The organism is Kitasatospora sp. NPDC001132, assembly GCF_053598415.1.
Genome location: NZ_JBSFKF010000031.1, coordinates 46,776 through 70,417, shown reverse-complemented (window position 1 = coordinate 70,417; position 23,642 = coordinate 46,776). Strand labels below are relative to the sequence as shown.

Here is a 23,642-nt window from a genome sequence, read left to right as displayed (position 1 = left end):
CCGCCGTGCCCAACCGCGCCCCGGCCCCGGCCGCATCGGCACCCGCGCCACCGGTCACCGCGGCCTACGCGCTGGTGCGCGCCACGGTGCTGACCCGGGCCGCGCAGTCCGCCCCGTCCGGCCTCGTACGGGACCTGCTGGCCCGGCTCACCGCCGTGGAGGCCGCCGACGCCGCTCTGCGGCCCGCCCTCGGCGACGATCTGTACGCCAGCCGGGCCGAACACGGCGAGGAGTTCCACCGGCGGGTCGTGCTCCCACTGCGCCGGGCCCTGCACAGCGGCCGTGCGCCGCGCCCCGCGCTGCTCGACCGGCTCGCGGACCTGCCCGTGCGGGTCCCCCGGCTCGCGCACTGGCTGGAGCTGAGGCGGCGACACGCCCTGCTGCTGACCGAGCTCACGGCGGCGGTGCCGCCGGCACTGGCGGCCGAACGGGCCGCGCTGGCCGAGGTGTGTCGCGAGCCCGCGTTCCGGCGCGCCGTCGCCCTGGGCAGCGCCGACCTGCTGCGCGCGGTGGTCAACGCCTCGGAGGCGAACCCGGAACGGGGCGGCAGGGCGCACAAGGAGGAGGCCGCCGTCCTGCGCCACGCGCTGCGGGCGACCGGCAAGACGAGCCCGCTGTCCTGGTTCACGGCGGTCGGCTGGGCCTCGGACGAGCTGCGCGGGAACGGGACGCAGAGCGCCCCGCGCGCGGTCGTCCGGGAGAACCGGGCCCTCGTCGCGGCGCTGGTCGACGCCCTGCTCGACGAACCCCGGCGCGCCCGGAGCCTGCCGCACCGGATGACCAGCGCCGCCCGCGTCGACGCCGGGCGGGCCCACTACCGGCGCACCCGGGCGGTGTTCGTCGGGGGCCGCTACCTCGTCGCCCGCGAGGACGAGGTCGAACTCGGCGCCCGGCCGGAACTGGCGGTGATGGCCTCCCTCACCGAGACCCCCGACCCGCCGGGCCGACTCGCCGCACGGCTCGCCGAGGCCCTCGGGCGCCCCGGCGAGGACCCGGCGGTACGGCGCTTCGTCGACCGACTCCTCGACGCCGGGCTCCTGGTGCCGACCGAGCCGGTGGGCCCGCAGGGCCCGGAGCCGCTGCGACGGCTCGCCGACTGGCTCCACCAGTGGCCGCAGGACACCGAGTTGGCCCGCAGGGTGCGCAAACTCGCCGACGACACGGCCGCGTACCCGGCCGAGCCCGCCGAGCGCCGGCCGGCCGCGCTCCGCGCCCTGGCGGCCGACTGGCGCCAGGTGCTCGCCGACGCGGGCCGGCCCCTCCCCGAGGAGCCCGCGTCGCTCAACGTCCTCAGCGAGGACGTCCACGCGCCCGCACCGCCGCAGCCGCGGCTGGGCGCCGCCGACCGCGCCGCGCTCGCCGAACTCACGGCCGTGGCCGAGCTGTTCGACCACGGCCACCTGACCCGCAGGGACGCCCGGGACCGCTTCGTGGCCCGGTACGGCGTCGGCGGCGTCTGCTCCACGCCGTGGGAGTTCGGCGACGACGCCGGCGACGTCTGGGCGGATGTCCGGGTTCCCGAGGAACTCGCTTCCCTGCGGAAGGAGTTCATCGACCTGCCCGAGGTGGACGGCGAGATCGTGCTACCGGCTGACCGGGTGTGCGCACTGGCCGAGCGGCTGCCCGACTGGACGGCCGCCCGGCCGCTCAGCTACTCCTGGTTCGTCCAACGGGAACCGGCCGAGGGCCTGTTGTGCGTCAACCACGTCTACTACGGCTGGGGGCGCTTCACCAGCCGCTTCCTCGACGCCACCGCCCCGCAGGCCGCGGCCGAGGTCGCCCGGCAGATCCGCGCCGGGCTCGACGAGGGCGCGCGGGCCGCCCAGATCCGCCCGCTGGGCGGCTTCAACGCCAACCTGCACCCGCTGCTGGTCGCCGACGAGATCGGGCCCGACCGTCGCTGGTCCAGCCTCGCCGAGGCCGACCTCGACCTGGTCCACGACGTCGACACCGACCAGCTCAGGGTCCGCCTGCGCTCCACCGGCGAGTACCTCGACGTCCTCTACCTGGGCTTCCTCTCCCCGATCATGCTTCCGCGGCGGCTCGCGCCCCTCCTCTGCGACCACTCGAACGGCATCGTGGGCTTCCACCCGCTGCTGCGCCGCACGCCCCTGCCCGCCCCCGGCGGCACCGTCACCCACACGCCGCGGCTGCGCCACCGGCACGTCGTCCTCGCCCGCCGCCGCTGGCACCTCCCGTCCGAGGTCCTCGGCGCCCTGCGGGCCGAACTCGGCGCCGATCCCGGCCCGCTCGGCGTCCCCGTCGCGACCGTCGCCCGCTGGCGCGCCCGCCTCGGCCTGCCCGAGCAGCTCTTCCTCCACCCCGCGCCGGCCCCGGGCCCGGAGACCACGGCCTCCGAGGCCATCCTCATCCAGCTCCGCGCGCCCAAGCCCCAGCCCGTCGACCTCGGCAACCCGCTCCACCTCCGGCACCTGGGCCGGTGGCTCGGCCGCCACCCGGACGGCGTCCTGCTGGAGGAGGCCCTGCCCGCCATCGGCGGACGGGCGGAACCGACCCGGACGGTCGAACTCGTCACGGAGACCTACCGTCCGGCCCGCCGCCCGGCCACCGCCCCGCCCGCACCCCTGCCCGTCCCCCGCCCGCTCCACCGGCGCGGAGCCGAGGAGTCGCCCCATGAGTGAGCCGATGACGAACGATCCGACCGACCGCCCCGCGGCCGCGACCGCTGTGGATGTGACCCTGTACCACTACCAGCCCGACAAGGCGCGCGCCCTTCGTGAGGCCGTCCTGCCGCTGGCGCGGCGTGCGGCGGCGGGCGGGCTGAACGCCCACGTCGAGCGGCACTGGCGGTTCGGTCCGCACCTGCGGTTGCGGCTGGAGGGACCGGCCGAGCGGGTGGCCGTCGTGGCGCGGGAGTCCGCCGAGGAGCTGCGGGCGTGGTCGGCCGCGCACCCGTCCGTCGCCGACCGCACGGAGGAGCAGCTGCTCGCCGAGGCCGTCGTCGCCGGGCGGGCCGAGCTGATCGCGCCGCCGTACGGCCCGCTGGTGCCGGACAACACCGTCCGGGTCACGCCCGCCGACCCGGCCGCGACCGCCGCCTTGCACGCGCTGCTCGGAGCCGAACCAGCCGCCCTGCGCGACGAGTTGATGCGGCTCGGGCTGCCCGCGATCACGTCGGCCTGTGAGTTCCTCGGGGAGCACGGCGACACGGCTCAGGCCCGGGTGCAGCTGGTGGTCACGGCACTGGCGGCGCACGCGAGCACGCACACGGACGGGCTGGTCGGCGGGCACTACTCCTTCCTCTCCCATCTGGAGGACTTCCTCGCCCACGAGGACCCGGACGGCCGGCTGCGCTCCGCCTTCGAGCAGCGCTGGGAGCGCGGCGGTCCCGCGGTCACGGAACTGGTCGGCCGCATCGCGGCCGGGGGTGCGCGCGGCTGGGAGCAGGACTGGGCGCACTGGTCGGCCACGGCCTGGAACCGGGCGGAGCGGCTGCTGGCGGCCGGTGCGGACCTGTCCGGCCGCGGCGAGGAGTACCGGGCCCGCGCGGCCGCCCTCGGCGACCGGGCCACCGCCGAACGCTGGGACTTCGAACTGCGCACCCGTTACAGCGAGTTCCACCGGCTGGTGACGCGCAGCGATCCCACCGGGACGCTGTTCGACCGCGCCGACTACCTGGTCTACCGGACCAGTACCAACGCCCTGTACCGGCTCTTCGCGGTCTGCGGCGTCCGCCCGGTGGAGCGCTATCTGGCCGCCCACCTCGTCGTGCGCAGCGTGCCCGAGCTCACCGGGCACCGGTGGCGGGACTACCTCGGCCAGGTGATCGCCCGGGTCGAGGGGGCGGCGTGACGGCCGAACCGGTCACCGGGCGCACCCGGTTGCGTCCGGGCGTGGCGGTGACCCCGCTGCTGGAGGGGCTGCACCTGCGCGGGCGCGGCACCAGCCTCACCCTGGAGGGCAGCCGCTCGCTGCCGGCGCTGTGGGACGTCCTGTCGGCGCGGCTCGGCGCCGGTGCGCAGGACGCGGCGGAGGCCGGGCATCCGAGGACGGAGGCGGCGCTGGCGACCGTCACCGCCCACCTGCGTGAGCACGGCCTGCTGGTCGACCACCCCGACGGCGCGGAACCGCCGCCCTGGCCGGGCTCGGTGGCCGAACGCCCGGGGGACGCGGCGAGGGCGCTCGCCGCCGCGCGCCCGGTCGTGGCCTCGGCGGACCCGGACGGCGAACCGGCCCGCGCGGTGGCGCGCGCCCTGGCCCGGGGCGGGGCGGCACCGGTCGTCACCGGGGCCGCGCTGCCCGCCGGACAGGTGCTGGTCGTCGCGGGTGATCCACCCGTGGCGGTCGGCATGCAGTGCGAAGCGGACGGCGGTTTCGTCACCGCGCCCGCCGATCCGGACCGCACCCGCGCGGACCTCGCCGCGATCGCGGACCGCCTGCGCTCCGGCCCCGGCCCGAGCGGCGGCGGTCCCGGCCCGAGCGGCGGCGGTTCCGCGCCGAGGACGCTCCCGCTGCTGCTCGCCGCCGCGACGGCCCAGCGCCTGCTCTGCGCCGTCGCCGGGCTGCCGAACCCGGGTGACCCGGACGACGACCCCCGGCTGCTCGCCGGTCGGCCCTCCGTCCTCGTCGCCCGGGCCCGTCCGCCCCGCGCCGAGCACCATCCCTGGGCGGCGGCGCCCGGGCCCGCGGCCGAGCCGCCCGCGGACCTCGAAACGGCGCTGCGCCGCGCCGCCGCGCTCGGCGACCCGCTGCTCGGCGTGCTCGACGCACCCTCCCCCGGCGAACTTCCGCAGTCGCCCGTCGCCCTGGCCGCCTGCCGCACACCGTCCGGGGCCCTGGTGGCCGGGGCCGCCCGCGCCGACCTCGCGCGGCTGGCGGGTGCCCTGCGGTCCGCGGAACTCCACCTCGCGGCCGCCGATCCGGGAGTCGCGGCGACGGTCGGCGCCGACCCGGGGCACGCCCTCGGCCGGGCCCTGCGGCGCGCCGCCCTCGCCGTCCCCGGCGGCGGTGAGGCGCTGCCCGAGGCGGTGTGGCGGGAGCATCCCCAGGCCGCGCACTGGGTGGCGGCGCTGGCGCGGCGCCTCGGCCGTGACGCCGGCGTCACGGTCCGCCGACTCGCCGGTCACGCCTTCCTGGCCACCGTGGAAGGAGCCCGGGCCGTCGAGGCCGGGCCCGCCGACGCGGTGTCCGTCGCCGCCCTGGGCGCCCTCACCCGGCTGACGGTCCGTGACCTCGGCCTGTCCGCCGCCCACCTCACCACTCCCAGCGGCGCCGTCGCCCCGCTGGCCGCCGCCGGGCAGCAGCTCCCCGCCTGGGTGGAGGAGGGCTGGACGATCCGCTGGCTCGCCGGACTCGCCGACCGGGAACCGGACTTGCGGGCCGCACTGGACCGCCTGACCGGCCTGCGCACCACCCCCTGGAGGCCCGGCACCAGCGCCGCCCGCCCCCTGGCCGACGCCCTGGAGGGCTGCGGCTTCACCGTCCTCGTACCCGCGGGACACGACCGATGACCGACCTCCCCGTTCTCGACCCCGACCAGGCCCTGGCGCTCACGAGCGGCACCGCCGTCGTCCACCTCACCAGCTGGACCCTCGGCCTGGCCGAACGCCTCAGCCGCCACGCGCTGGCGCACCCCGTCCGCCTGGTGCCCGTGCGCGAGGACGGCGCGCTGACCGTCATCGGGCCCGTCCTCCACCGTGGTTCGCCCGCCTGCCTCAGCTGCACCGAGTACCAGCGCCTCGCCACCGCCGGCGGCAGGGTGCCCTGGCAGAGCCCGGTCCTGGCCCTCGCGGGCACCGGCACCCCGGCCTTCTCCGAGGCGGTGGTCGCCCTCGCGGCCGACCTGGCCGAGGCCGCCGCCGGGCCGGGCGGCGACGGGCCGGGCGGCGACGGGTCCCCCGAGGCCGCGAGCCACGCCACCGTCCACCTGGTCCACGGCGACCGCGCCACCTGGTCCACCCACCGGGTCCGCCCGGTCGGCGGCTGCCCCGTCTGCCACCCGCTGCCCGAGGACACGCCCGACGCCGCCCGCCTGCCCTCCGAGCCCCTCCCCCTCCCCGACCCCGCGGTACTGCGCGGCGCCAACGGCCGTACGACCGCCGAGCGGCTGCGGGCCGAACTCCACGACGAACGCTTCGGCCCGGTCCGCATCCTCTACCGCACCGAGGACTCGGCCTTCGCCCTCACCACCGCCCTGGTCACCGACGGCCGCCTGGAGGACGACGGCGGTTACGGGCGGGCGGTGGACTTCCGCTCCAGCGAGCGCGTGGCCCTGTTCGAGAGCGTGGAGCGCCTCGCGGGGATGCGGCCGCTCGGCCGCCGCGGCACCCTGCGGTCCTCCTACGCCGGCCTGGTGGCCGAGCACGGGCCCGGAGCCGTCCTCGACCCCGTCCGGCTCGGCCTGCCCGACCCCGGCGACCACCCCGCGCGCACCACCGTCCCGTACACCCCGGACCTGGTGCTCGACTGGGTGCACGGATGGTCCCTCACCCACGACCGCCCGATCGCCGTCCCCGAGCACCTCGCCTACTGGGACCCGCCGGGCCGCGACCGCCCCCGCGTGGCGCACGAGACCTCCAACGGCTGCGGGCTGGGCAACAGCCCTCAGGAAGCCGCGCTCTACGGCCTGTTCGAAGTCGCCGAACGCGACGCCTTCCTGATGGCCTGGTACGCGCGCACCCCACTGCCCGCCGTCGCCGTCCCCACCGAGGACCGGGAGACGGCCGACCTCGCCGACCGCGCCCACCTGCTCGGCTACCGGCTCACCCTGCTCGACGCCACCGACGACCTCGGCATCCCCGCCGTGATCGCCGTCTGCCGCTACCGGGGCACGCATCCCGACGCCCCGCGCGTCCTGCTCGCCGCCGGCGCCCACCACGACCCGAGGACGGCGATCCGCTCCGCCGTCGCCGAGGTGGTCACCAACGTCCAGGACGCCCCCCGCCGCTCCACCGCCCCCGGCGGCGCACGCGACCCGCGGCGCCTGCGGGCGATGCTGGAGCGGCCGGAGCTGGTGGCCGTGCTGGACGACCACGTCGGCCTCAACACCCTGCCCGAGGCTCAGCCGCGCCTGGACTTCCTGTTCGCGGGCCCGCCCCCCGTGCCCTGGCAGGAGCGCTGGCCCGCCGCCCCCGAGCCGGTGAGCGACCTCACGGGGCTGCTGGGGCGGACGGTCGACCGACTCGCCGGGGAGGGCCTGGAAGTGGTGGTGGTCCGCCAGGACGAACCGGGGGTACGCGACCGGCTCGGACTGTACTGCGTCAAGGTGATCGTTCCCGGAACGCTCCCGATGACCTTCGGCGAGGCCAACCGGCGCACCCACGGCCTGCCGCGCCTGCTGGACGTCCCGTACCGCCTCGGCCGCACCCCGCGCCCGCTGCGCCACGACGAACTGCCGCTGCACCCGCACCCGTTCCCGTAAGCCCCTCGGCCCGCCCCGTTCCGCCCCACTCCCCACTCCCCCCTGCCGTCCGGGAAGGACGCGATGACGACCCGACAGCCACCGGCCGCCCCCTGGCACAGCCTGCACCTCACCCTGCCACTGCCCGCACACGGGACCGACGCCTTCGTCACGGCGGACCTCGCGCCGCTGATGGACGAACTCGCGGGCGAGGACTGGTTCTTCATCCGCTACGGCGAGGGCGGGCCGCACCTGCGCGTGCGCTTCCGGGGGGCGCACACGCACCCCGGCGCCCTGGCCGGCGAGCTCACCCGGCTCGCGTCCCTGCACACTCCGCCCGACGGCCCGTGGACGGCCCGCCACGGGGAGGTCACCGCCGTCCCGTACGAACCCGAGACCGAACGCTACGGCGGTCCCGCGCTGCTGCCGATCGCCGAGGAACTCTTCACCCGCTCCACCCGCACGGCCGTCCACGCCCTGCGCTCCCTCGACGCCTCCCCCGGCGCCCGGCTGCCCCTCGCCCTGGACCTGGCGCACACCACCGCCCACGCCCTGGGACTCGACGAGTTGGCCGCCGCCCGCTGGCTGCGGCGCCACTCCGCCTCCTGGCGCTGGGTGACGGACTTCCGGCCGCTGCCCGGGCTCGCGGTGCACAGCAAGGTGAACGCGGTGTTCGCCCGGCAGCGGCAGGCCCTCGCGCACCGGGCCGGGGCCCTGCGGAAGGCACTCGACGCCGGGACGGCCACGTCCTGGCTCACCGACTGGTCGGCCGCCGTCGCCGACGCCGACGCCCGGATGCGAGCCACCGCGCCGGACGGGGCCGAGGAGCGGCTGCGCTGGGTGTGGGCCTCACAGCTGCACATGCTGTTCAACCGCCTGGGGATCGGGCCCGACGAGGAGCGGGCCGTCTGCCGGCTCGCCGGCCGAACGCTCCTGGAGACCGACCGGCCCTTCACCTTCTTCCCCGACGACCGGCGCGCCCCGGACCTCCAGTACCTGGAGGACAGCAAGTTCCAGGTCGGACGCCCCGAGGACACCGCGCTGCCGGACGTGCCGCCCGCCGAGCCCCCGCGGCCGTGGCCCGGCGACCTGCCCCTGTCCGCCGACCCGCTGCCGGCCGTCACCCTCGCCGACGCGCTGCGCACGCGCCGCTCCACGCGGGGCCGGCTGACCGGTCCGCTCACCGCCGGTCAACTGGGCGGCCTGCTCTGGTCCGCGTACGCGCCGGACGGCGGCTCGGGCCACCGCCCCTACCCCAGCGCGGGCGCCATGCACGCCGCCCGGGTCCGGCTGGTCGCCCTCGCCGTCGACGGCCTGCCCTCCGGCACCTACCAGTGCGTGCCGGCGCTGCGCTCCCTGCGCCCGATCGGCCCGGCGCCCGATCCGGACCAGCTCCGAGCGCTGTCCTACTACCTCACCCTCCCCGACTCGGACCCGCAGCACATCGCCGTCGACGAGGCCCCCGCCGTCCTCGCCCTGCACCTGGACCTCGCCCACCTGCGCCGCCGCTACGGCCTGCGTGCGCTGCGCCTCGGGCTCGTCGAGACCGGGCACCTGGCCCAGAACCTCCTCCTCACCGCCGCCGCCTTCGGCCTCGGCACCACCCCCCTCGGCGGCCTCTACGACGACCTCGCCCACGAACTCCTCGGCCTCGACGACCTGGACGAGCCGATCCAGTACCTGCTGCCGCTGGGCCGCCCGGCGACGGCCTGACGCGCTCTCGGGCGCGGCGTCGCCGTCGGGCGCCGCCCGGGCCGCACCGGGGCGACGCCGCCACCAGGCCCCGAGCCCAGGCCAGCCATGACCGCCGACAAGCCGCCGATGGCTGAGAACAGTTGGCACCACATGCCGATGTGCGATCGCAGTTGCCGGGTGACGGCTACCTGGGCGACATGACCTCGTAGAGGTTCGCGGCCTCATCGGCGAAGTACAGGCCCCGTGCACACAACGGGTGGTCGATCCGGCCGTTGTCGGGCTCACTGGGGTCGTTGCCGTAGGGCACCCCGGCAGCGCGGAGCCGGGCGAGGATCCCGTCGAAGGTCGACGGATCCACGTCGAAGGCCAGGTGGTGGCCCACCGGATTCTCGACGGACATGAAGTCCAGCGTCAGGGACTCGTTGATCTGCACCGGCGCGAAATGCCGATCAGCGCCTCGGTAGTCCAGTCCCATGATGGAGGCGAAGAAGCGCGCTGCCGCCTCATTGTCGACGGCTGGGACGATGGTGTGGTTCAGCGTGATGGACATGCTCCGCCTCTTGAGATCTCGACTGGCTAGGACAGAACGCCGTGCAGGAAGACGTCAACGAGGTCACGCACACCCACGCGCAGCGCCGGATCCGCCGGCTCGCCCCCTGCGGGCGGCCCGCCGACCCCGACGAACAGGAGACCCAGGAAGATCAACGCTGCCTGCTCGGGAGACAACCGCAGCGACTCCCGCTCGGGCTCGAAGAGTTCGGCCAGCGCCTCTTGTACGGGCAGGGAACCGGCCGCACGATCAGGCGGGGCCTCTGCGCTTCCAGATGGGTCGCTTCGTCCCCGCCTGCCCGCCGCATGAAGGGCCCCGACCACCGCGCCGACCCGGTCCAGGTGGGCGTGCAGCGCGGAGGCGGCCTCGGTCAGCCGGTCGGCGAGCGGCTGGTCCATGGACACCAGGGCGAGTTCGGCCAGGGCGTGGGCCGGGCTCAGCGCCTCGGACACGCACGTCTCCAGGAGTTCGTCCTTGTCCGCGAAGACACGGAAGATGGTGCCCTCCCCGATGCCTGCGGCCCGAGCGATCTGGCGTGTCGTCACCGCGCTGCCGTGCTCGATCACGAGGGGAAGCGCTGCCCGGACGATCATTTCCCGGCGGCTGCCGGGGGACATCGCCGGTGCTCTTCGCCGACTGGGTGTTGTTGGCATGGACGCAAGTATCGGAGTGAGCGCTCACTCCGGTCAAGTGGTTCGGGAAGCGCGGCGTGAATCAGCGTGTCCTCATGCCGGTGTAGCCGCCCGGCCCCCGGTCGATCCCGCTCGCGCCGGCCGTGGTCGCGTCGGCGGCGGCCTGATCCGGGTGTCAGACGCCGGAAGCCGGACAGACGCCCAACCGACAGCAACCACATGTGGAAGGAGACCGGTGATGACTTCCAGCAAACCCGCCCGGCACACGTCCATGGACGAGGGCCAGGCCAGTCGCTTCGACGGCGAGCAGCACGGCTGGTCCGGCGACATCGACGCGCAGGAGCAGCAGCGCAACGACAGCGCGCACCGCTCCTTCCATCCCGAGAAGTACGCTCCGGAGCCCGGTGAGGGGCGCGAGCCCTCGAAGGAGGAGGAGCAGGGGGTGCCCGGGCAGGCCGTGCAGAGCGCAGGCCCGCGCGGTGAGGAGCAGGGCCCCTCGGAGCACCGGCGCGACCACGGGACCAAGGGCCCGTCCGGGCGTCCGGCCGGCGGCTATTCACAGAAGGCCCGCACGGGTGTGGACCCGCAGGAACCCGGCCAGTCAGATAGCGGCCGCTGACCGGCCGGTGCCTCGGGAACAGCCTCGGCGAGGTCCGTGACGGCCTGGGCCGCGGTCCGGTGGGTGTCCCCGCGGGCAGCAGGTAGCGGTGCCCCCTGAACGGCGCTTGGCAGGTTCGTCGCGGAGTGAGCCATGTGACCTTCCCCGTTGGCGTCGGTCATCCCGTGGTGGCCTCCGGGATCGGAAGCGGGTGGTGCCGGTGCGGTCGGTTCAGCCGGTGACGGTCTCGGCGTGCCGGGTGAGCGCGTCCAGGAGTGCGCTCTGCTGCTCGGTCAGCTTGCCGTCGGTGCGGGCCTTGTCCTGCTTGCGCAGCCAGGTGCCGGGCCGGAACGTCGGGTCGGCTTCGCCGCCGGTGCGGTTGACGGGGCCGGTGAGGGTGCCGCCGGCGGCGAGGTAGGCGAGTAGGCGGCGGTAGGAGCGGTTCCAGTCCGGTTCCAGGCGCCACAGCTCGTCGAGGGCGTCGAGCTTGGCGACCTGGGCCGTGGTGAGGCCCGCGGCCTTGCGCTGGCGGCGCATCCACGCGCCCACGGCGTAGTCGTCCAGCTTCGCCGTGGTGGGGATCGCGAGGTGGCCGTGCTGGTGGTGGAACGCGGCGGCGTAGGCGTAGCCGCGTTCCCAGGCGTTGGCGTTCTTCGACCAGATCATGCCGAGCGCGTCCAGCTCGTTGACGCGGGCCGGGTCGAGGAGGCCCTGGCCGTGGAGGTGGCGCTGGCGGGTGAGCCAGGAGATCAGCTCGGCGTGCTTCGTCTTGTCGGTCGGGTCGAGGTGGCCGTGCTGGAGGTGGAACACGGCGGCGACCGCGTGCATGCGCTGCCACTCGACCGCGCGCGGGTTGAACGCCCGCAGCTTCACCGTCTGCAGGATCCGCGCCGCGTGGCGGCGGGCATCGATCCGCAGCCAGCCCACTGGCGACTCCGCCACCGCCGGCGGCTCCCCCTGGCTGGCCTCTCCGGCCTCGGCGGCCGCGCCCTCCTCTTCCGGCGAGGCCGTGGTGGCGAGCAGGGCCGGCTGGGTCCGGTGGGCGCGCAGCTCGGTGATCCGGCCGACCACCCGGGCGTCGTGGGCCGCCAGGGCGCGCAGGACGCGCCAGATGGTGCGGAAGGAGCCGGCCTCGATCTCGGCGTCGGCCTCGGCCTTCACGGCCTCTCCGGCGTCGTGGACCTCGGCCGGGTCGGCGGCCGCCGTGTCGTCGCCGACCTCCGGCGTCGGGAGGTACACCGGGATGACGACCCAGGACACCTTGCCCTGGCGGTAGGACTGGCGCAGCGCCCGGCCGACGGCCTGGACGATGTCGATGACCGAGGACTTCGGGTCCGCGAAGCACACCGCGTCCACGGCTCGGACGTCGATTCCTTCCGACAGGAGCCGAGCGTTGCAGAGGATCCCGCACTCCTCGCCGTCCTCGCCGGTGTGGGCCTTGAACTCGGCGAACGCGGCGCGGCGGTCCTTGAGCCGGTCGGTGCCGGCCACCGCCTTCGCCCAGATCCGCTCCGGACGGTCCTTGTCCTCCAGCAGCTGGGAAGCGTCCAGCAGGGTGTTCGCGAACTCCCGCGCCGCGGTTACCCGGGAGTGGAAGGTGATGACGCGGCGCAGGCCGAGGTCGGCGACGGCGCGCAGCACCGCGATCTGCAGGGCCAGGCGCAGGAGTTCCTCGTTGGTGCGCTGGGAGCGGAGGTCGGCGACGGCCGGGAGGTTGAGGAGTTCGCGCAGCTCTTCGTCGGTGACGACGGGCACAAGGACGCGGTAGTCGGCGAGGTAGCCGTGTTCGATGCCCTGGCCGAGGGTCCAGGTGAAGACGGTTCTGCCGTAGATCGTCTCGTCGTCCATGGAGCAGAGCGCGGGCAGCTTCTCCACGCCCTCTCCGTCGGTGTCGGCGAGGTCGGCCAGGCCGTCCTTCGCGCGCCGGTCGTCCGCGATCCTGGGCGTGGCGGTGAAGTACAGCCGGCGCGCGGCGGGGACCTGGGCGTCGTCGTGGACGGCCGCCCAGGCCTTGCCCTCCGCCCCGGCGGTGCGGTGGGCCTCGTCGATGACGACCAGGTCCCAGGCTGGGAGGCCGAAGTCGCGGTGGGCCTGGACGATGCGCTCCAGGCTGGCGTAGGTCGCGTACACGGTGACCGGCTCGCCGGCCTTCTCGGCGGCGACCAGGTCGGCGATCCGGGCGGCCTGCGTGGTCACCTGGGCGTGGACGCGGCCGCCGGCCTCCGCGCTCTCCAGCGCCTCCTCCCGCGAGCAGGCCGCCACCGCCAGGCCCCGGCGCCCGCCGCGCAGGGACCAGGCTTCGGCGGTCTGCTCCAGCAGCTCGATCGTCGGCACCAGCACCAGCACCCGGCCCCGAGCGGCCAGGCGCCGGGCGCAGCCGGCCGCGATGAGGGTCTTGCCGGAGCCGGTCGCCGCGATGACGGTGGCGCGGCCGCCGTCCTTCACCTCGCGCACCGCGGCCGCGACCGCGTCCTTCTGGAACCAGTGCAGCGGCAGCGGGTTCACGGCGGTGCCGAGCGGCCGGGCCGGGAGCGGCGGCTCGGGCTGGGCGCGCGGAGCGGCCGGCACGTTCTGCTCGGCGGTGGCGGTGGTGGTCTCCACGGCGGTGCTTCTCCTTCGGATGCTGAGGCGGCTCGGCGGGGCGGGCGGGGCTGTGGGAGGGGCCGGCCGGACCTACTGCTGGTCCTCGGGGATCCAGCCGCGGACTTCCAGGTAGGCGATGTCGGCGTCCTCGACCGCGCGGCCGGTCTCCACCAGCCACTCCTTCATGGCCTCGGTGACGTCGCCGTGGTGGTCGGCGACCCGCTGGGACCATTCGGCGGCGTCGAACCCGCCGGTGGAGGCGGAGCCGTAGGTGCGTTCCTCGGTGCCGTCGGAGCGGGGGATGAAGCCGCGGCGGATGCCGCCGGAGTCCTTCTCCGAGCCCGCGCTGTAGACGTACTGGTCGGCTTTCATCCGGACGGTGAAGGCGAGGCGGCCGCCGGCCTGGCCGGTGGCGTGGACCACGGGCGCGAGGTGGGAGGCGCCGGACTTGATGGCCTGCTTCCCGGCGCGGCCGGCCATGCTGCCGCCCGCCTCGCCCACGACGTCCTTACCGCGCACCCGGGCCTTCTGTCCGGTCTTGGTGCGGCGCCGCTCCATGTTCTCCTGGGCGACGGCGCCGAGTGTCTCGGTGTCGCGTTCGCCGCCGCGCACCGCGCGCACGACCTGGCGCAGCGCGTTCACGAACGCCGCGCCCTTGCCCTTGGTGAAGAACTGGGAGACGAGGGAGGCGTCGCGGCCGAGCATCTTGGCAACCTGGCGCTTGGTGTAGCCGTGGTCGATCAGCTCCTGGGTCAGCCTCGCGGCCTCGTTGGGGTTGTCCGGGTCGGCCGGGCTCACTGGTCAGCCCCCGTCTGCGCGAGTTCGGCGCGGCCGAGGCCGCGCAGCGAGAGGTACTGCTCCTGGCTGGTCGGGTGCTCGATGGGGCCGGTGAGGTGGCCCTTGAGGAGGTAGTCGCCGGGCTCGCCCCGGTAGGGCCAGGGCTGGCGCTCGGTCAGGGCGATGCCGTCGGTGCCGAAGTACACGACCGTGCCGGGCTTCGCGTGGAGGGCGCCGGCGTGGGCGATGATGTCCTTGCCCTGGCGGTACTTCATGTCCAGCAGCGCCGCCCGCGCTCCCGACCAGACGTACGCCGCCCACTCCGGGTGCGCGTACGGGTCGCGGGAGAAGCCGGCCTGCCGCTGCCAGGTCACCACCTGGTCGTCCTGGCCGAGGATCTCGACCCCGGCCGGGAGCGCCTCGCCGACCGGGGTGGTGCCGGAGACCAGGCGCGGGCGCTGGGCGAAGCCGCCCAGGCCGAACAGCAGCACCGACCGGACGGCGCGGGAGGCGAGGTAGGCGGCCTGCCGCTGCCGCTCGTCCGCGTGCAGCTTCGAGAGGTTGGTCAGGTCCGCCCAGGCCGCCTTCAGCCGTTTGCCCCACTCGTCCAGGGGCTTTCCGTCCTCGAAGAGCAGGCCGCCGAGGATCTCGATCCGCCACGGCGCGATGTGGTTGGACAGCGCGAGGTGGATCTCGGCCCCGCCCGCCCACGTGGTGAACGTCGCGCCGGGCTCGGACGGGTAGATCCAGGCGCGGTCACCGGTGACCGGGGCGGGGAGCAGGCCGACGTGCTTCCACCCGTCCGGGACGGTCACGCGTACGTTCCAGTGCGAGCAGGACATCAGGGCCTTGGTCTGCTCCTGCCCGGTCATCGCCGCGAACGCGGCCGCGGTGATGCGGCGTGGGGTGCCGACCGGGGACTTCCACAGGTGCTTGGCGTAGGCGAAGGTGCGGTCGTACTCCACCAGCGCGGGCAGCTGCTCCGGCACGCGCGGGGGAAGGATCAGCTCGGTGCGGCCCTGGCCGCCGGTCGCGTGCAGGAGGCCCCGGAGTTCCTCGCTGAGGACCGGGTAGCCGCCCGCCCACTTCCCGGTGGTGGGGATGGTGCGCGACCACAGGTCCCGGCCGGTCTGCGACGGGGAGCCCATCAACACGGCGTCGTCCCAGTGGCGGCGCAGCGCCTGCCACAGCAGCGCGAACGCCTGGCGGCAGGTGACGACGTCGGCGCCGTCCGGGTCGAACCACTCCCCCATGCTCCGGATCTCGGTCGTCCCGCTGTCCGGCGCGCTCGCGGGGGCGTAGCGGCCGACCGGCTGGCGCTGGTGGACGAAGTGTCCGGCCAGCTTGTCCCGGCCGGAGCCGACGGCGGTCGTCCACCGCTGCGACGGGGTGTTCAGCCAGGCGGCGACGGCGTCCTTGAGCGTGCTGTACCGCTCGGCGCCGTCGTGCCAGGGGGCGCCGGCGGTGATGTAGATCCGCTCGGTGCCGGGCGCGGTGGCGAGGACGGCGTCCAGGATCTCGCCCGGGGTGCGGGCGCCGAGGTCGAGGCGGACCACGCGGTCGCGCACCGCGAGGTCGCCGGTCGCGGCGTCCAGGAACACCGTGGAGCGGGCCTGCTGGACGAAGTTCGGGCGCTTGGAGAGCAGGCCGGTCGTCACCGCTTCGAACCGTGCGCCGGCCGGACCCTCGGGAAGGGTGGGCAGCTCGCGCGGACCGGCCTCGACCACCGGACGCGGCACGGCAGCGACCGGAGCTGTCGGGACGGCCGACGCAGCGGCGACGGGCGCGGCCGGGGTGGCCTGCTCGACGACGACGGCCGGGCGGGTCAGCGCCGGAGCCACGGCGACGCTGGGCTCGGCGACCGGCACCGGCGCGGACTCGGCCACCGGCGCGGGCGCGGGCGCAGCGGCGGCGGCCTGGTCCTCGGCCTTGGCGGCGCGGACGGCGGCCGGGGTCGGGTCCAGCAGCGGGGCGATCCGCACGACGTCGCCGACCGACAGGCCCGAGGCCTTCGCGATGGCATCGGCCTTCGCGCCCTCGTACCCCGCGAGTTCGGTGATCCGGCGGGCGCGCTGCAAGTTGAGCTTGTCGAGCGCGGCCTGCGCGGCCGCGACCGTCTTCTCGGCCTTGCCGATCTCCTCGCGCAGCGGGCGCAGCTCGGCGATCTTCGCGGTGTACGTCTTGCGGTCCATCAGGGTGTCACTTCCCTTCCGTGGCGTCGGTGCTGGTGCCGGTGTCGAGGGGGCGGGCCTGTCGGGCGAGAGTGAGCCAGCCGTTCGGGCCCCGGGTGCCGTGGATGTCGGCCAGGCCCGCGAGCAGGAAGGCGTAGGCACCGCGCTTGGGGGCCCGTGGCTGAGCGGCGCCGTTCTCCCACTTGGCGAACGTCTCGCGCCGGGTCTTCAAGGCCTCGGCGACCTCGATCTGGGTCAGGCCGGCGGCCTTGCGCAGCCGTTCCCGCTCGGCCGGTTCCGGCAGGTCGCCGCCGTCCCGGGCCTTGGCCAGCAGCGCGTCCACTGCCGCGTAGATCTCGGACATCACACACCTCCTGACGAGACAGGCAGCATAGATCACCTCTTGATACGCATCACTTTTCGCCGCATGTTGGTAACACAATGACCTCATGGACTTCGCCGGGCGCGCTGGGGCCGCGGCGCCTGCACGTCGCGTACGCCCTCGGATTCCGTGGGCATGACGGGGCGACATCATCCGGTGACCGGTTCGCCGGACAGGAGTCCGCCGGCGGAGCGGGATGAGGCCATGCCTGCTGCCGATGACCCGGTCTTCGCGGAGGCCGAGGTGCTCTCGGATGCGGCCGGTCGGTGGCAAAGCGCAGGCAAAGTAGGATCGGTGCGCTCGGTCCCCCGGTTCTGTGAGGAGTGTCCTCGGATGGTGTTCAAGCGGCTTCTCGGTGCCCTGGGCGTCGGTGGACCCACCGTCGACACAGTGCTGTCCACCCCGGCCGTCCATCCCGGCGGCACCGTGCACGGCCAGGTCAACCTGGTCGGCGGCAGCCGGGACGCCGACATCAACGGCATCACGCTCTGCCTGGCCGCCCGGGTCGAGGTCGAGCACGAGGACGGCGAGAGCCACACCGTCAAGGAGTTCGCCCGGGCGCAGGTCTGCGGCCCGCTGCGGCTGGCCGCCGAGGAGCAGCGGGCCGTCCCGTTCGCCCTGCCCGTGCCGTGGGAGACGCCGCTGACCGCGATCGGGGGCCACCCCCTGGCGGGCATGGTGCTCGGGGTCCGCACCGACGTGGACATCGCCGGCCAGCTGGACCGCGGGGACACCGATCCGCTCGCGGTGCAGCCGCTGCCGGTGCAGCAACGGGTGCTGGAGGCGCTGGCGGCGCTCGGTTTCCACTTCCAGCGGGCCGATCTGGAAGCCGGCCGGATCCACGGCACGGGCCAGACGCTGCCGTTCTACCAGGAGATCGAGTACAAGGCGGCACCGCAGTTCGCCCGGCGTTGCAACGAGATCGAGCTGTCCTTCGTCACCGACCCGCACCGGGTCGAGGTGGTGCTGGAGTTCGACAAGCGCGGCATGTTCCGTGGCGGCGACTCGGTGCGCACGTTCGTGCTGGACCATGCGGCCGGGCAGCACGACCTGACGGGCACCGTGGACGGCTGGATCCGCGGCGTGCTGGGCCACTGACCGCACGCCGCGCCTGCGGTGCCTTCACGGACACGGCTGATCCGACCGACAGTGCGGCCGCCGTGGGCTCGGCGGGGACCCGGTGTCCGGTTGGACCGGGTCATCGGTCATCGGTCGTCGGTCGTTGGTCGTCGGTCATCGGTCGGCAAGGCGGCTGTGCGGCAGCCCGTTCCCGCGATCGGCGCGGTCCCGGAGGTATCGTCGGGAGCGCTGGACATGATCGATGGGCAACGGAGGTGCTGCACATGGGAGTTGACGCCGACCGGCCGGCTTTCCTGCTGGTTCACGGGGCCTGGCACGGGGCTTGGTGCTGGGACCCGGTGCGCGAGGCGCTCGAGGGCGACGGTTGGCGGTCGCACGCCGTCGACCTGCCCAGTGCCAACTCCCCGGCCGGCCGGCCGGTCGGCATGCTGGATGACGCGCAGGCCATCCGGGACGGCCTGCGGCGCATCGGCGGACCGGTGGTGGTGGTCGCCCACTCCTACGGTGGGGTGCCCGCGACGGAGGCCGTAGCGGATGCCGCCGACGTGGTTCGGGTGGTGTACGTGGCGGGGTTCCAACTGGACGTGGGCGAGAGCATGTTCACCTTTCTCGGCACGCCCGTGCCGGACGACGGCGGCGGCCAGGCCCCGCCCTACCCGGACGCGCGGCGCATTCTGTTCGCCGACGTTCCCGAAGCCGAGGCGGAGCGGGCCGTGGCCCGGCTGCGGCCGCAGAGCATCCGTTCCCTCACCGAGCCGGTGACCACGGCGGGGTGGCGCACCGTACCCTCCAGCTACGTCGTCTGCGAGCACGACCAGGCGCTCGCCCCGGCCCGGCAGCACGAGCTCACCACCCGGGCCGGCACCGTCCATCGGCTGGCGAGCGGCCACTCGCCGTTCCTCTCGATGCCCCGGCGACTCGCCGCCCTGTTGGGTCGGATCGCGGCCTCCGGGGGGTGACCGGTGGCGGAGGGGTCCGGGAGCCGAGGGTCCTGACCGACGGGGCGGCCGGCGTGGGAAACGCCACACTTCCGGCCCTGGGCGTGCCGGTGCTCGCCGCCCGGGCGGCAGCCCAGGACACTGGTCGCCGTGACTGATGTGCGCGAGACCTTGGATTACGAGACCTTCGGACGGGCGGTGCGCGAACTCGCGCAGACGATCGCCGACGACGGCTACGAGCCCGACCTCGTCCTGAGCATCGCCCGCGGCGGGGTGTTCGTGGCGGGCGGTCTCGCCTACGCGCTGGACTGCAAGAACATCCACCTGGTGAACGTCGAGTTCTACACGGGCGTGGGCACGACTCTCGAAATGCCCGTCATGCTGGCGCCCGTTCCCGCCGCGATCGACTTCACCGACAAGAAGGTCCTGATCACCGACGATGTCGCCGACACCGGCAAGACATTGAGGCTGGTGCACGACTTCTGCCTCGACCATGTCGCCGAGGTCCGGTCCGCCGTCATCTACGAGAAGTCGCACTCCCTCGTGAAGTGCGAGTACGTGTGGAAGAGGACCGACGACTGGATCGAGTTCCCGTGGTCGACGCAGGGACCGGTCGTCAGGCGCGCCGGGCAGGTGCTCGACGCCTGACCGGAGGCGGCGGGCGCGGGAGCACGCGGCATGACCGCCGCCCTCGGGCCGGGCGGCACCGTGATGTGAACGGGCCGGTCGCCGACGGGACTTCGGGCGCGGCGGCGACGGGTGGCCTGCCGGGCGGCGGTCGGGTGGCCGGGGCACGTTGCCGTGCCCCGGCCGGTGCCAACCGCTGTTCGGGCCGGCCGTCATCCGCTTCTCAGCAGACCGCGGTCCGGTCGTAGGTCCCGCCGACGGTGTGGAAGTACCGGCTCTGCCTGTTCGGGATCGACTGGCACGAGGTGTCCCGCCAGTAGTTGACGATGATCCTGACGTTCATCGTCCTGCCGCAGTTGTTGTACACATAGCCCGCGATCCCACCGCCGGCCATGTTCGTGACACCGCTGCGGTCGATGCAGGCCGGCGCCGTACCCCCGGCGGCCAGCGGCGCCGAAGCGGCCTGGGCCGGCACGGCACCGCCCAGACCTGCCAGCACGAGGGCGGCCGAGCCCGCGAGGATCCGGGACTTCGTTGCTCGCATGGTGTTCCTTTCGACGCGGTCCGCGCCCTGGAGCCTCGGAAGTCGGTTCTCCGCGAGACATGGCTCCCGGGTGCGTCGCGCAATCAGGTTCGCCGCGCCCCCGTCCGGGCTCAACGTGATTCGGACCAGGCCGAACCACGGCGTTCCGGGGAGGTCGGTGGTGTTCGGGCCCCTCGGCGGCGTCGCCCGCGGCACTCACCCCGGCGGCACTCCAACTCCTCGGTGGCGCAAGGCGCGTAGCCGTCCAGGGCGATCGTGTCACGCAGGACATCGCGCTGCGCCGTGGGCCAGGGCGAATCCACGGCCTCCGGGGCCGGAAGGTCCGAGGAGACGGGTGACGGGCGGGTGGAGGGCAAGCCGTTTCGGTGCGCCGGCGCGGGGGACTTTTCGGATAGTCGCGGCAGGCGTCGGTGGACGAGGCTGGGCCCTGCCCCCGGATGATGTGGAGACCACATGGCTCGACGACGTTCCCTGCCCCGGCTCGGCCTGGCCGTACCGGTCGTGCTGTCGCTGACCGCCTCGCTCGGGTTCCTCCCCGCGTCGGCCTCGGCGACGCCCCGAATACCCTCCGCCGCGCGGGCCGGGGACGCGCCCGCCCTGGCGTACGTCGTCAACACCGGGACCGACCGGTACACGATCGCGCAGGTGCGGCGGGCCGTCACCGCGGCCGGCGGCAGCATCGTCGTCACGTACGACGCGATCGGCGTGATCGTCGCCCACTCGGCGGAGCCCGACTTCGGCAAGCGGATGCGCGCGGTGCGCGGAGTGGAGTCGGCGGGGGCCACCAGGACCGCGGCGCTGAGCGTGGTGGGCACGACCGAGGAGGGCGCGGTGCGCCGCCTCTCCGAGGCCGAGGCCGCGAGGATCGCGAAGGCGTCCGACGGCGGCGAGCCCCTCGAGGCCGAGCAGTGGGACCTGCGGGCGATCGGCGCGGACAGGGCCGCGAAGGTCAACCCCGGCAGCCGGGACGTCACGGTCGCGGTGATCGACACCGGCGTCGACGACACCCACCCCGACCTCGCCGCGAACTTCTCCCCCGCGCAGTCCGCGAACTGCGCCAGCGGCAGGGCCGACACCACGTACGGCTCCTGGCGGCCGGCGGACCCGGAGTACTTCCACGGCACGCACGTGGCGGGCACGATCGCCGCGGCCCGCAACGGCGTCGGCGTCGCGGGCGTGGCACCCGGCGTGAAGGTCTCCGGCATCACGGTCTCCCAGCCCACCGGGCGCCAGCTGATCTACGCCGAGAGCGTCGTCTGCGCCTTCGTGTTCGCCGCCGACCACGGTGTGCAGATCACCAACAACAGCTACTACGTGGACCCGTGGCAGTACAACTGCCTGGACGACCCCGACCAGAAGGCCGTCGTCGACGCGGTCGACCGCGCCCAGCTCTACGCGCAGCGCAAGGGCACCCTCAACGTCGCCGGGGCCGGCAACGCCAGGCACGACCTGGCCTCCGGGGGCTTCACCGACGCCGGCAGCCCCAATGACTCCACCCCCGTGAACCGGACGGTCGACCCGCACAGGTGCTGGGACCTGCCCGCACAGCTGCCGGGCGTCGTCACGGTCAGCGCGACCGGCGCCAAGGGCGCGAAGGCGTACTACTCCAACTACGGCCTCGGTGTGATCGACGTCGCGGCGCCGGGCGGCGACCAGTACGTGGCCTCGGACACGCCGTCGGGGTCGGGCGGCATCCTGTCGACGCTGCCGAACAACCAGTACGGCTACGAGCAGGGCACGTCCATGGCCACGCCGCACGTCGCCGGGGTGGCCGCGCTGCTGAAGTCCGCCCACCCGCAGGCGACCCCGACCCAGTTGCAGACGCTGCTCAAGGCCCAGGCCGCCAACCCGGGGTGCCCGGCCGACCCGTACGACTGGAACGGCGACGGCGTCGTGGACGCCGTCTGCGCGGGCGGCGGGCGCGTCAACGGCTTCTACGGCTTCGGCGTCGTCGACGCGCTGCGCGCGGTCGAGTAGGCGCAGGGGGGTACCCGGCCGGGGTGTCCCGGCCGGGTACGCCGAGCGCTCGCGGTCACGCACCGTATCCGGTGGTGTGCTGGGGGCTTTCGGGGTCGGGGAACTGGACAACGTAGGATGGCCGAACTCCCGCGCTACGCGCGAAGAGTTCCATAAATGTTCTATTTGTCTGTTTTCTTCTCCCGCTTCACACGCACGGAGCCACCCTCATGGACAACCTGTCCACCGTCGACGTCGACGGCGCGATAGAGACCCGCGGTATCGAACCCGTTCCGGACCACGAGCGCCGGGGCAGAGTCCGCGAGCTCTTCCCGACCTGGGTCGCGGCGAACATCAGCGTCCTGCTGCTCACCATGGGTGCGGCCCTGGTGGTGTTCAACCGGTTGAACTTCTGGCAGGTCCTGGTCGTCGCCGCGTGCGCCGCGCTCGCCTCCTTCGGCATGGTCGGCGTGCTGTCGGTCTCCGGGAAGTGGGGCGGGGCGCCGGGCGCGACGCTCTCGCGGGCCACCTTCGGGGTGCGCGGGAACCTGTTCCCCGGCGCGATCCTGTGGATCGCCCGGTTCGGCTGGGAGACGATCAACGCCGTCACCGGCGCGTACGCGGTGCTGACCGTCCTCGACCTGCTCTTCGGCGTCAAGAACAACACCGCGCTGATCGTCATCACGCTCTTCGCCTTCGTCGCCTGCACCTTCCTGGTCTCCGGCATGGGCCGCAAGGCGCTGAACGTCTGCAACACCTGGTCGACGTACCTCTTCGGCGTCTTCAGCGTCCTGGTGCTGGGCTACCTGGTCGCGACCATCCACTGGAGCGAGGTCTTCGCCAAGCCCGCGGGCACCACCGCGATGATGATCGCCGGCATCGGGACCATCGCCGCCGGCGGCATCAGCTGGGTGCCCACCGGCCCGGACTTCACCCGCTACCTGCCGCACGCCGCCTCCGGCCGCAAGATCGCCGGCGTGACGGTCTCCGGCGCCGGCCTGGTGATGGTGCCGATGGTGCTGATGGGCGCCGTGATGGCGGTGGCCTCCCCCGGCCTGGCCGACGCCGCCGACCCGGTCTCCTTCCTCGGCGACCTGCTGCCGACCTGGCTGGCCGTGCCCTACCTGCTGACCGCGATCGTGGGCATGCTGCTGATCAACAGCCTGTCCATGTACTCGGCCGGCTTCACCGCCCAGACCATGGGCGTCAAGCTGCCGCGCGCCATGGCCGTCAGCATCAACGCCGTGATCTCGCTGGTCGGCGGCCTGCTGCTGATGCTGGTCGCCAAGAGCTTCCTGGGCTCCTTCATCACCTTCCTGATCCTGCTCGCCGTCTCCTTCTCGGCCTGGATCGGCGTCTACGCGGTGGACATGTTCCGTCGCCGCTCGCGTGCGGTGCGCTACGACGCCGCCGCGCTGATGGACACCACCAGCGGCAGCCGGTACTGGTACAAGGGCGGCTTCTGCTGGCAGGCGATGGTGTCCTGGGTCGTCGCGCTGCTGTTCGGCCTCGCCTTCACCAAGTGCGACTGGTTCGCCGGCCCGCTCTCCGGCACCTTCGTCGGCAAGTACGGGCTCGCCTGGGCGGCGACCATCGTGATCTCCGGCGTGATCATGGCCGTGCTCCCCACTCCCCGGGAGAACACCCCCGCCGCCGGCCGGCTGGGCGCCGACGCCCCGGCGGAGCGGACCGACCGGGTCACCGTCTGACCGCACCGCGCGACCCGCACTCCCCCGCCCCGCCGGCTCG

Annotated in this window: 18 protein-coding genes; 11 read left to right on the top strand and 7 right to left on the bottom strand. The window is 74.4% G+C overall.

Going from position 1 to position 23,642, the window contains the following annotated elements:
* Nucleotides 1-5 precede the first annotated feature (5 nt).
* The 5 genes from ACWDBE_RS30860 to ACWDBE_RS30840 all read left to right on the top strand — a co-directional run bounded on the left by ACWDBE_RS30860 (nucleotide 6) and on the right by ACWDBE_RS30840 (nucleotide 9,073).
* Nucleotides 6-2,642 carry a lantibiotic dehydratase gene (locus ACWDBE_RS30860; protein WP_449809634.1) on the top strand — a complete coding sequence of 879 codons (2,637 nt, stop codon included), beginning with the start codon at nucleotides 6-8 and terminating at the stop codon, nucleotides 2,640-2,642.
* Entirely contained in the window at nucleotides 2,635-3,813 is a 1,179-nt protein-coding gene (locus ACWDBE_RS30855) for a lantibiotic dehydratase C-terminal domain-containing protein (protein ID WP_449809633.1), read from the top strand. The genes ACWDBE_RS30860 and ACWDBE_RS30855 overlap by 8 nt, the downstream gene beginning before the upstream one ends.
* On the top strand, nucleotides 3,810-5,471 hold the full coding sequence (locus tag ACWDBE_RS30850; protein ID WP_449809632.1) for a hypothetical protein: 1,662 nt from the start codon (nucleotides 3,810-3,812) through the stop codon (nucleotides 5,469-5,471). Before ACWDBE_RS30855 ends, ACWDBE_RS30850 begins: the two co-directional genes overlap by 4 nt.
* Entirely contained in the window at nucleotides 5,468-7,381 is a 1,914-nt protein-coding gene (locus tag ACWDBE_RS30845) for a TOMM precursor leader peptide-binding protein (RefSeq protein ID WP_449809631.1), read from the top strand. The genes ACWDBE_RS30850 and ACWDBE_RS30845 overlap by 4 nt, the downstream gene beginning before the upstream one ends.
* A 63-nt stretch (nucleotides 7,382-7,444) precedes the next feature.
* The gene (locus ACWDBE_RS30840) at nucleotides 7,445-9,073 is read left to right on the top strand and encodes a thiopeptide-type bacteriocin biosynthesis protein (RefSeq protein ID WP_449791225.1); all 1,629 of its coding nucleotides are present in this window, start codon (nucleotides 7,445-7,447) and stop codon (nucleotides 9,071-9,073) included.
* 166 nt (nucleotides 9,074-9,239) lie between these two features.
* Here ACWDBE_RS30840 and ACWDBE_RS30835 read toward each other — a convergent pair whose 3' ends face one another.
* Together ACWDBE_RS30835 and ACWDBE_RS30830 are read right to left on the bottom strand one after the other, a co-directional pair.
* A complete protein-coding gene (locus ACWDBE_RS30835) occupies nucleotides 9,240-9,605 on the bottom strand; it encodes a VOC family protein (protein ID WP_449791226.1) in 366 nt (121 codons plus the stop codon).
* 26 nt (nucleotides 9,606-9,631) lie between these two features.
* Nucleotides 9,632-10,222: a TetR/AcrR family transcriptional regulator gene (locus tag ACWDBE_RS30830; protein ID WP_449809630.1), complete on the bottom strand. Its 591-nt coding sequence runs from the start codon at nucleotides 10,220-10,222 to the stop codon at nucleotides 9,632-9,634.
* Between the two features lie 253 nt (nucleotides 10,223-10,475).
* Between ACWDBE_RS30830 and ACWDBE_RS30825 the strand changes: the two genes are divergently transcribed.
* On the top strand, nucleotides 10,476-10,856 hold the full coding sequence (locus tag ACWDBE_RS30825) for a hypothetical protein (protein ID WP_449791228.1): 381 nt from the start codon (nucleotides 10,476-10,478) through the stop codon (nucleotides 10,854-10,856).
* A gap of 210 nt (nucleotides 10,857-11,066) precedes the next feature.
* Here the strand turns inward: ACWDBE_RS30825 and ACWDBE_RS30820 are convergent, their stop codons facing one another.
* From ACWDBE_RS30820 to ACWDBE_RS30805, 4 genes are all read right to left on the bottom strand, one after another.
* Nucleotides 11,067-13,436, bottom strand: a complete 2,370-nt coding sequence (locus ACWDBE_RS30820; RefSeq protein ID WP_449791229.1) for a Helicase associated domain protein — start codon at nucleotides 13,434-13,436, stop codon at nucleotides 11,067-11,069.
* A gap of 72 nt (nucleotides 13,437-13,508) precedes the next feature.
* A complete protein-coding gene (locus ACWDBE_RS30815) occupies nucleotides 13,509-14,216 on the bottom strand; it encodes a helix-turn-helix domain containing protein (protein WP_449791230.1) in 708 nt (235 codons plus the stop codon).
* Nucleotides 14,213-16,387, bottom strand: a complete 2,175-nt coding sequence (locus ACWDBE_RS30810) for a hypothetical protein (RefSeq protein ID WP_449809629.1) — start codon at nucleotides 16,385-16,387, stop codon at nucleotides 14,213-14,215. Before ACWDBE_RS30810 ends, ACWDBE_RS30815 begins: the two co-directional genes overlap by 4 nt.
* 7 nt (nucleotides 16,388-16,394) lie before the next feature.
* Nucleotides 16,395-16,730 carry a helix-turn-helix domain-containing protein gene (locus ACWDBE_RS30805; RefSeq protein WP_449809628.1) on the bottom strand — a complete coding sequence of 112 codons (336 nt, stop codon included), beginning with the start codon at nucleotides 16,728-16,730 and terminating at the stop codon, nucleotides 16,395-16,397.
* A 351-nt stretch (nucleotides 16,731-17,081) separates the two neighbouring features.
* Between ACWDBE_RS30805 and ACWDBE_RS30800 the strand changes: the two genes are divergently transcribed.
* The 3 genes from ACWDBE_RS30800 (at nucleotide 17,082) to ACWDBE_RS30790 (ending at nucleotide 19,414) form a co-directional block, all read left to right on the top strand.
* Complete coding sequence (locus tag ACWDBE_RS30800) at nucleotides 17,082-17,846, top strand: sporulation protein (RefSeq protein ID WP_449809627.1); 765 nt, start codon at nucleotides 17,082-17,084, stop codon at nucleotides 17,844-17,846.
* Between the two features lie 245 nt (nucleotides 17,847-18,091).
* The gene (locus ACWDBE_RS30795) at nucleotides 18,092-18,787 is read left to right on the top strand and encodes an alpha/beta fold hydrolase (RefSeq protein ID WP_449809626.1); all 696 of its coding nucleotides are present in this window, start codon (nucleotides 18,092-18,094) and stop codon (nucleotides 18,785-18,787) included.
* A gap of 129 nt (nucleotides 18,788-18,916) precedes the next feature.
* A complete protein-coding gene (locus ACWDBE_RS30790) occupies nucleotides 18,917-19,414 on the top strand; it encodes a phosphoribosyltransferase (RefSeq protein WP_449809625.1) in 498 nt (165 codons plus the stop codon).
* Between the two features lie 202 nt (nucleotides 19,415-19,616).
* On the opposite strand, the gene ACWDBE_RS30785 is transcribed toward ACWDBE_RS30790, so the two are convergent.
* Nucleotides 19,617-19,937, bottom strand: a complete 321-nt coding sequence (locus ACWDBE_RS30785) for a hypothetical protein (RefSeq protein ID WP_449791236.1) — start codon at nucleotides 19,935-19,937, stop codon at nucleotides 19,617-19,619.
* A gap of 453 nt (nucleotides 19,938-20,390) precedes the next feature.
* Here ACWDBE_RS30785 and ACWDBE_RS30780 point away from each other — a divergent pair, with 453 nt between their 5' ends.
* Nucleotides 20,391-21,914 (top strand): S8 family serine peptidase, encoded by a 1,524-nt coding sequence (locus tag ACWDBE_RS30780; RefSeq protein WP_449809624.1) that lies wholly within the window; start codon nucleotides 20,391-20,393, stop codon nucleotides 21,912-21,914.
* Nucleotides 21,915-22,123: 209 nt separating this feature from the next.
* Nucleotides 22,124-23,602, top strand: coding sequence for a purine-cytosine permease family protein (locus ACWDBE_RS30775; protein WP_449809623.1), 1,479 nt, complete (start codon nucleotides 22,124-22,126; stop codon nucleotides 23,600-23,602).
* The last annotated feature ends 40 nt before the right edge of the window (nucleotides 23,603-23,642 follow it).

Bases quoted from the DNA above. Each gene is read 5' to 3' on its own strand.
- ACWDBE_RS30805 (WP_449809628.1), bottom strand. From the start codon at position 16,730: ATGTCCGAGATCTACGCGGCAGTGGACGCGCTGCTGGCCAAGGCCCGG.
- ACWDBE_RS30780 (WP_449809624.1), top strand. From the start codon at position 20,391: ATGGCTCGACGACGTTCCCTGCCCCGGCTCGGCCTGGCCGTACCGGTC.
- ACWDBE_RS30840 (WP_449791225.1), top strand. From the start codon at position 7,445: ATGACGACCCGACAGCCACCGGCCGCCCCCTGGCACAGCCTGCACCTC.
- ACWDBE_RS30785 (WP_449791236.1), bottom strand. From the start codon at position 19,937: ATGCGAGCAACGAAGTCCCGGATCCTCGCGGGCTCGGCCGCCCTCGTG.
- ACWDBE_RS30830 (WP_449809630.1), bottom strand. From the start codon at position 10,222: ATGTCCCCCGGCAGCCGCCGGGAAATGATCGTCCGGGCAGCGCTTCCC.
- ACWDBE_RS30800 (WP_449809627.1), top strand. From the start codon at position 17,082: ATGGTGTTCAAGCGGCTTCTCGGTGCCCTGGGCGTCGGTGGACCCACC.
- ACWDBE_RS30795 (WP_449809626.1), top strand. From the start codon at position 18,092: ATGGGAGTTGACGCCGACCGGCCGGCTTTCCTGCTGGTTCACGGGGCC.
- ACWDBE_RS30835 (WP_449791226.1), bottom strand. From the start codon at position 9,605: ATGTCCATCACGCTGAACCACACCATCGTCCCAGCCGTCGACAATGAG.
- ACWDBE_RS30825 (WP_449791228.1), top strand. From the start codon at position 10,476: ATGACTTCCAGCAAACCCGCCCGGCACACGTCCATGGACGAGGGCCAG.
- ACWDBE_RS30845 (WP_449809631.1), top strand. From the start codon at position 5,468: ATGACCGACCTCCCCGTTCTCGACCCCGACCAGGCCCTGGCGCTCACG.
- ACWDBE_RS30810 (WP_449809629.1), bottom strand. From the start codon at position 16,387: ATGGACCGCAAGACGTACACCGCGAAGATCGCCGAGCTGCGCCCGCTG.
- ACWDBE_RS30855 (WP_449809633.1), top strand. From the start codon at position 2,635: ATGAGTGAGCCGATGACGAACGATCCGACCGACCGCCCCGCGGCCGCG.
- ACWDBE_RS30775 (WP_449809623.1), top strand. From the start codon at position 22,124: ATGGACAACCTGTCCACCGTCGACGTCGACGGCGCGATAGAGACCCGC.